At 73.1% G+C, this 7536-nt stretch carries 6 protein-coding genes; all 6 read left to right on the top strand.

Annotated elements, in window-relative coordinates; all coding sequences use genetic code 11:
• On the top strand, nt 1–943 hold a 943-nt coding region (locus AKI01S_RS07930; RefSeq protein WP_067813410.1), incomplete at its 5' end, for a polysaccharide deacetylase family protein.
• Nucleotides 944–1414: 471 nt separating this feature from the next.
• Nucleotides 1415–2896: a 30S ribosomal protein S1 gene (rpsA, locus tag AKI01S_RS07925; protein WP_067813408.1), complete on the top strand. Its 1482-nt coding sequence runs from the start codon at nt 1415–1417 to the stop codon at nt 2894–2896.
• Between the two features lie 198 nt (nt 2897–3094).
• Nucleotides 3095–5041, top strand: a complete 1947-nt coding sequence (locus AKI01S_RS07920) for an endonuclease/exonuclease/phosphatase family protein (RefSeq protein WP_067813406.1) — start codon at nt 3095–3097, stop codon at nt 5039–5041.
• A gap of 59 nt (nt 5042–5100) precedes the next feature.
• Complete coding sequence (locus tag AKI01S_RS07915) at nt 5101–5613, top strand: GNAT family N-acetyltransferase (protein ID WP_067813405.1); 513 nt, start codon at nt 5101–5103, stop codon at nt 5611–5613.
• A gap of 14 nt (nt 5614–5627) precedes the next feature.
• Nucleotides 5628–6227, top strand: coding sequence for a dephospho-CoA kinase (gene coaE, locus AKI01S_RS07910; protein ID WP_067813437.1), 600 nt, complete (start codon nt 5628–5630; stop codon nt 6225–6227).
• Nucleotides 6228–6261: 34 nt separating this feature from the next.
• Entirely contained in the window at nt 6262–7452 is a 1191-nt protein-coding gene (locus tag AKI01S_RS07905; protein WP_245681521.1) for a sensor histidine kinase, read from the top strand.
• The last annotated feature ends 84 nt before the right edge of the window (nt 7453–7536 follow it).

Here is a 7536-nt window from a genome sequence, read left to right as displayed (position 1 = left end):
CCGGGCGCCGTCCGCGCCGCCCAGCCCCTCGGTCCCGGCGACGCTGCCGCCCGCCCCGCCCGCGGCCGCCGCCGCCAAGGCCAACGAGCTCGGCCGGGTCCCGGTGCTGATGTACCACCGGATCCTGCCCAAGCCGCAGCTGTCCCTGGACCGCTCGACCAAGGAGCTGCGCGACGAGCTGACCCGGCTCGCCAGGGGCGGCTACGTCCCGATCACCGCCGCCGAGTTCGTCAGCGGGCGCTTCGACGTTCCGGCGGGCAGGCACCCGGTCGTGCTGACGTTCGACGACAGCACCCCCGGGCACTTCGGCCTGGACGCCCAGGGCAACGTCAAGCCCGACACCGCCGTGGCGATCATCCAGGAGGTCGCGCGGGCCCACCCGGGGTTCCGGCCGGTGGCCACCTTCTACGCCAACAAGGACCTGTTCGGCCTCGGCGACCAGGCCGCCGCCGGGCTGGCGTGGCTGACCTCGCGCGGCTTCGAGATCGCCAACCACACCGTCGACCACTCCGACCTGTCCCGGCTGGACCGCGCCGCCGTCCAGAAGGAGATCGGCGGGATGGAGGACCGGCTCCGCGCCGTCACCGGGCGGAACACCGCCACCTTCGCCTACCCGTTCGGCTCGGTGCCGCGCAAGCGGGACTGGGCGCGCAAGCAGGACGGCCGGTACGACTTCCAGGGCATGTTCCTGGCCGGATGGCAGCCGTCGCCCTCGCCGTTCGACTCCGGCTTCGACCGGTTCGCGATCGCCCGGGTCCGCTCCGAGGGCAAGATCAAGGAGAACGACTGCCAGCGGTTCTGCTCGGTGGCCTGGCTCGACCACCTCGACAAGAACCCGCAGGAGCGCTACACCTCCGACGGCGACCCCAACGCGATCACCATCCCGAGGTCGGCCGAGGAGCGCCTGGCCAAGGACTTCCGGGCCCGCGCCCGCGTCTGGTAGCTGTATTTCAGAAGCCCTGGCCTACGGCGCTCGCCCGGGGGCTCGCGCCTCACCAGGTCTTGGCGAGCGCGACATCGCTTCGCGATCTGACCGGCGGGCCCTCGCCTCCGGCTTCGGGCCCGCCGGTCAGGTAGCGCGCTCGTGTGCGTGGCTGGGACCCACTTCGCGACAAGTCCTGGGCACGCCGACCGTCGTGCCGATCGTCGTGTCGAGCACAGTGCCCGGCGTGGCGCGGCCCGCTCCGATTGACCAGCCGGGATTGGTCCCATATCCTGATCGCTGCGCTGTGGGCTTGCGCGCGCTTCGGACGGAGCAAGCTCGCGCTCGGTCTCGTCGGCGACATCGGTTCGGTCACCAACGTGGGATTCCCTCGGGTTTCCCGCGTTCCATCCGGTTCTCGGCAGGGCGGATAAAGAGCCCTCCGCGCAAAGCCAGACACCTACTATGTCCGTATCCGGAGCCAGCCGACACATGACGAGCAGCACCGAGGCCACCTCGACCACCCCGCAGGTAGCGGTCAACGACATCGGGTCAGAGGAAGCCTTCCTCGCCGCGATCGACGAGACCATCAAGTACTTCAACGACGGCGACATCGTCGAAGGCACCGTTGTCAAGGTCGATCGAGACGAGGTCCTCCTCGACATCGGCTACAAGACCGAAGGTGTCATCCCGTCCCGTGAGCTCTCCATCAAGCACGACGTCGACCCCAACGAGGTCGTCGCCGTCGGAGACCACGTCGAGGCCCTCGTCCTCCAGAAGGAGGACAAGGAAGGCCGCCTGATCCTGTCCAAGAAGCGCGCCCAGTACGAGCGCGCCTGGGGCACGATCGAAAAGATCAAGGACGAGGACGGCATCGTCACCGGAACGGTCATCGAGGTCGTCAAGGGCGGCCTGATCCTCGACATCGGCCTGCGCGGCTTCCTGCCCGCATCGCTGGTCGAGATGCGCCGCGTCCGTGACCTGCAGCCCTACGTGGGCCGCGAGCTCGAGGCCAAGATCATCGAGCTCGACAAGAACCGCAACAACGTGGTCCTGTCCCGCCGCGCCTGGCTGGAGCAGACCCAGAGCGAGGTCCGCCAGACCTTCCTCAACACCCTGCAGAAGGGCCAGGTCCGCAAGGGCGTCGTGTCCTCGATCGTCAACTTCGGTGCGTTCGTGGACCTCGGCGGCGTCGACGGCCTGGTGCACGTGTCCGAGCTGTCCTGGAAGCACATCGACCACCCCTCCGAGGTCGTCGAGGTCGGCCAGGAGGTCACGGTCGAGGTCCTGGACGTCGACATGGAGCGCGAGCGCGTCTCCCTGTCGCTCAAGGCGACCCAGGAAGACCCGTGGCAGCAGTTCGCCCGCACCCACCAGATCGGCCAGGTCGTGCCGGGCCGCGTCACCAAGCTGGTGCCGTTCGGCGCGTTCGTCCGCGTCGAGGAGGGCATCGAGGGCCTGGTGCACATCTCCGAGCTGGCCGAGCGCCACGTGGAGATCCCCGAGCAGGTCGTCCAGGTCGGCGACGAGATCTTCGTGAAGATCATCGACATCGACCTCGACCGTCGCCGGATCAGCCTGTCCCTCAAGCAGGCCAACGAGTCGGCCGCCGGCATCGAGGAAGAGGACTTCGACCCGACGCTGTACGGCATGCCGGCCGAGTACGACGAGCAGGGCAACTACAAGTACCCCGAGGGCTTCGACCCCGACACGGGCGAGTGGCTGCCGGGCTTCGACGAGCAGCGCGAGACGTGGGAGCGGCAGTACGCCGAGGCCCGCGCCCGCTTCGACGCCCACCGCAAGCAGATCGAGGAGGCCCGCAAGGCCGAGGCGGAGGCCGACGCCACGGGCGCCGGCACCACCGAGGCCCCGACCTCCTACTCCGGTGGCGCCGAGAGCGAGACCACCGGTGGCGCCCTGGCCACCGACGAGGCTCTCGCGGCGCTGCGGGAGAAGCTCTCCGGCGGTCAGTGAGCCGCTGAGCAGGACCCGGACCCACCGCGCCCGCCGCTGACCGGCGGCGCGCGGCGGGGCGGCGGCTGAACGAACACGGCCGGAGGACGATCCACGGATCGACCTCCGGCCGTGCTCGTTTTCCCCGCGCCCGGACGGGAACCCGACCCTTCACGACCCCCGCACGCCTCCAGCTCGTCCCCGGGAGCACTCGTTCAATTGGCCAGCACACAGGTAGGCACCCAGACCGGCGGCCCCGCGTCCGGTCCCTCCATCGTCCCGCAGGGCCCGGCGCGACTGGTGTTGATCGCCGTCACCGTCGCGGTGCTCGCCCAGACCCTGCGGTTCTCACTTCCCCAGCTCAACCACTTCGGCGACACCGCCGGGGCCGTCCCCGCCGCGTTCGCGGTGCTGGCGGTCTACCTGGCCGGGTTCGCCGCGCCCCTGATCCGCCGCCTCGGCGGGCCCCGCGCCCTGCTGCTCACCGGCGTCGGCGGACTGTTCCTGGTGCGGCTGGTGGTGCAGGCCACCGGCCCGCACCTGTGGCTGACGTTCCTCGGCACCGCCATCGGCATGATCGCGGTCGCGGCGCTGTACGAGGCCGCGCGCGGCCTGTCGGGCGTCGGGTTCGCCACCGCCGCCGTCGCGGGCCTGGCCGCCGACACCGCCGTCCGCATGGCGTTCGCGACCTGGGACCCGGTCTGGCGCTCCGGGATCATGCCGTGGACGGCGTGCCTGGTGTTCGTCGTGCTCGGCGCGCTCGCCCTGTACCGCGAACTGTCCTCCGGCCCCGTCGCCGCCCCCGGCCTCACCTGGCGCGACGCCCTCGGCGGCGCGGCCGTCGGGCCGTTCCTGGCGGTGCAGATCCTCGTGCTGTCCAGCCCGGCGTTCGTGGCGTCGTCGGGCTGGCTGTCGCTGACCGCCGCGCACATCGTCGTCGCGACCGGGCAGGGCCTGGCGCTGGCGTTCCTGGCGTCCGGGCTCGCCGTGCGGGCCGTGCCCGGCGGCGTGTGCGTGCTCGGCGGCACCCTGCTCGGCGTCGGCGCGGGCACCATCGCCGGGACCTACGCGGTGTCCGGCGTCGAGATCGTGCCCGTGGTGGTCGTCGGGCAGGTGCTGGCGGCGTGGCTGCTGGCGGTCGCCTGCCGCGCCCCGCTGCGCCGCGCCGGGACCGGCGGCCCCGTCTGGCGCGTCGACGCCGGCGCGGCCCTCGGCGGCTTCCTGATCGCGGTGGTGCTGGTGCCCTACCAGCTCAGCGCCATCGAGCCGCTGCCGGTCCCCAACAACCTGCTGCCCGGCCTGGCCGGCATCCTGCTGGGCGCGCTCGCCGCGATCGCCGCCGCGCGCGGCGGACCGCTGCCCGCCCGCGCCCCGCTGCGGGCCCTCACCGCCGGGGCCGCCGCCCTGGTGCTGCTGCTCGGCACCCTGCTGTTCACCGTCGCCGCGCCCGAGACGCGGGCGCGCCCGGCCGCCGCCGCCCCCGGCCAGGTCCGCATCGTCAGCTACAACATCCACGACGGCGTCGACACCTCCGGCCGCCTCGACCCCGAGGCCATCGCCAGGACCATCGAGGCGCAGCGCCCGCAGGTCGTGCTGCTGCAGGAGACCAGCCGGGGATCGCTGATGTCGGGCACCACCGACGTGGGCGTGTGGCTGTCGCGGCGGCTCGGCATGAAACTGCTGTGGGGCCCGGCCGCCGACGGCCAGTTCGGCAACGCCATCCTCACCACCCTGCCGGTGCGGAAGTCCGGCACCGGCCGCATGCCCCGCGGCGACTGGTCCCAGATCCGCGGCTACGTGTGGGCGCGCCTCGGCGTCGGAGACACCACCCTCGACGTGTGGTCCACCCACCTGGAGGGCGGCGCCGACGACGGCCCCGAACGGGTCCGCGAGGTCGCCGCGCTGCTTCGGGCCTGGGGCGGCGCGCCCCGCACCGTCATCGGCGGCGACTTCAACGCCGGGCCCGGCAGCCCCGAGATCGGCCGGATGGGCGCCGAGCTCCACAACGCCGCGATCGGCGGCGACTTCGGACCCACCACCCCCGGCGGCGAGCGCATCGACTGGATCTTCGGCACCGACGACGTGCGGTTCTCCGACTTCCGGATCGGCGACTCCCGGGCCTCGGACCACTTCCCGATCGCCGTCACCGCCACGATCGGCCGCTGACCGCGGCGGGCCGTCCCCGGACCACGCCCGGGGACGGCCCGGCCCGTTAGGGTCGTGCCATGAGCCCCTCCCCGGTCGTGATCACATCCGCGACCCCCGCCGACGCGGGCGAGATCATGACGGTGCAGCGCGCCGCCTACGTCACCGAGGCGCAGCTGTACGGCGACCCGTTCATCCCGCCGCTGGTGGAGTCCCTGGAACAGCACCAGAAGGTCCTGGCGGGCGACGCGGTCGTGCTGAAGGCGATGCTCGGCCCCCGCCTGGTCGGCGCCGTCCGCGGCCAGTTCAGCGACCACACCTGCCTGGCCGGCCGGCTCGTCGTCGTCCCCGACCAGCAGGGGCGCGGCATCGGCGCGGCCCTCATGCGGGCCCTGGAGGAGCGGGCCGCCGGACGCGCCGACGCGTGCGTGCTGTTCACCGGCCACCTGTCGGAGGACAACCTGCGGCTGTACCGGCGGCTCGGCTACGCCGAGACCCACCGCGAACGCGTCGCCGCCCACCTGATCCTCGTGCACATGCGCAAGCCCCTGCCGCCCGCCGCAGGCCCGGCGTCCGCCGCCGGCCCGGGGTGAGTACGGTGGTGCCCGTGCTGAAAGTGGGACTCACCGGTGGAATCGGATCGGGCAAGAGCGAGGTCGCGGCCCGGCTGGCCGCGCACGGCGCGGTCGTCATCGACGCCGACAGGATCGCCCGGGAGGTGGTCGAGCCCGGCACCCCCGGCCTGGCCGCCGTCGTCGCCGAGTTCGGCGAGCAGGTCCTGCTGCCGGACGGCGGCATGGACCGGGAACGGGTCGGGAAGATCGTCTTTTCCGATCCCGACCGGCTCAAGGCCCTCAACGCCATCGTCCACCCCCTGGTGGGGGAGCGGATGCAGCAGCTCATGGACGCCGCGCCGGGTGACGCGATCGTGGTCTACGACGTGCCGCTGCTCACCGAGAACGGCCTGGCGGAGATGTACGACGTGGTCGTCGTCGTCGACGCCCCCGTCGAGACGCAGCTGGAACGCCTCACCGGCCGCCGCGGCATGAGCGAGCACGACGCCCGCGCCCGCATCGCCGCCCAGGCCACCCGCGAGCAGCGCCGCGCCGTCGCCCACCACGTGATCGACAACTCCGGGTCGCTGGCGGCCCTGCGCGAGCGGGTGGACGCGCTGTGGGACGAGCTCACCGCCGCCGCGGGCCGCTGATCGCGTTCCGGTGACCCGGACGGTACCGGTCCCCATGGAACGCTACGCTCGGGTCATGCACCTGCCGGGCCGGTGGCCGAACCCCTGGTCGCGCTGGTGGGCGACCCGACGCTCCCGGGCCCTCGACATCGCGCTCGCGCTCGGGATGGCCGTCGGCGACGGCCTGCTCGGCTGGTTCGCCTACCAGGAGTTCTGGCTGCCCAGACCGGTGACCACCGCCGGCAACGTCGTACTGGCCCTGGCGCTGGTGGCCCGCCGCCGCCACCCGGTCGCGCTGGCGGTGATCACGACGGTGGTGTCCACGGCCATGGGCAGCGGCGGGTTCTCGTTCCTGGTGGTGCTGTACTCGCTGGGCGCCTACGCCTCCCCCCGCGGCCTGGTGATCATCATCTCGGTCGCCGGTTACCTGCTGAGCCTGCTGGTGCCCGGCGCGACCGCCCCCCGGGACGTGTCGGCGCTGGCCAACGCGTCGTTCGGGCTGGCGTTCACGGCGCTGCCGGTGGTGCTCGGCCTCTACATGGGCGCCCGCAAGCAACTGCTGGCCTCCCTCCAGGAACGCGCCGCCCGCCTGGAACGCGAGCAGCACCTGCTCGCCGAGCGCGCCCGCGCCGAGGAACGCACCCGCATCGCCCGCGAGATGCACGACGTGGTCGCCAACCGCGTCAGCGTGATCGTCGTGCACGCCGGGGCGCTGAAGGCGATCGCCGCCCGCGACCCCCGCCGGGCCGCCGAGACCGCCGCGGTGATCGGCGACATGGGCCGCCAGGCCCTGGAGGAGCTGCGGCAGGTCATCGGCGTGCTGCGGCAGGGCGAGGAGGCGCTGCCGCAGTCCTCGCCCGCGGTGTCCGACATCCGGGGCCTGGTCGACCAGTCCGGCGCGGCGGGCCTGCGCGTGGAGCTGGCGGTGACCGGCGAGGAGCGCCCCATGCCCGCCGCCGTCGGCCGCACCGTGTACCGGCTGGTCCAGGAGGCGCTGACCAACGTGCACAAGCACGCCGGCGACGCCGACACCTGCGTGCGGCTGGACCTGCTGCCCGAGGCCGTCGAGGTCGAGGTCCGCAACGACGCCCCGACCACCCCCGCCCGGCACGGCCTGCCGAGCGGCGGCAACGGCCTGGTCGGGCTGCGCGAGCGGGTCACCGCGCTGGGCGGGGCGTTCGAGGCGGGACCCACCGGCGACGGCGGCTACCGGCTGCACGCCCGCGTCCCGCTCCCGGCGTCGTGACCTCGAAGAACACCCGGACGCCGGAGACTGTCGGAGCCGGTGCATAAAGTGGGATGGCGCGGGCCCGACCGGGACCCGACCGAC

Source organism: Actinomadura kijaniata NBRC 14229 (assembly GCF_001552175.1).
GTDB classification, from domain to species: domain Bacteria; phylum Actinomycetota; class Actinomycetes; order Streptosporangiales; family Streptosporangiaceae; genus Spirillospora; species Spirillospora kijaniata.
Note: the sequence above shows the minus strand (reverse complement) of the source record. Positions and strands in the feature narration are given on the sequence as shown.

Bases quoted from the DNA above. Each gene is read 5' to 3' on its own strand.
- rpsA (WP_067813408.1), top strand. From the start codon at position 1,415: ATGACGAGCAGCACCGAGGCCACCTCGACCACCCCGCAGGTAGCGGTC.
- AKI01S_RS07915 (WP_067813405.1), top strand. From the start codon at position 5,101: ATGAGCCCCTCCCCGGTCGTGATCACATCCGCGACCCCCGCCGACGCG.
- AKI01S_RS07905 (WP_245681521.1), top strand. From the start codon at position 6,262: ATGGAACGCTACGCTCGGGTCATGCACCTGCCGGGCCGGTGGCCGAAC.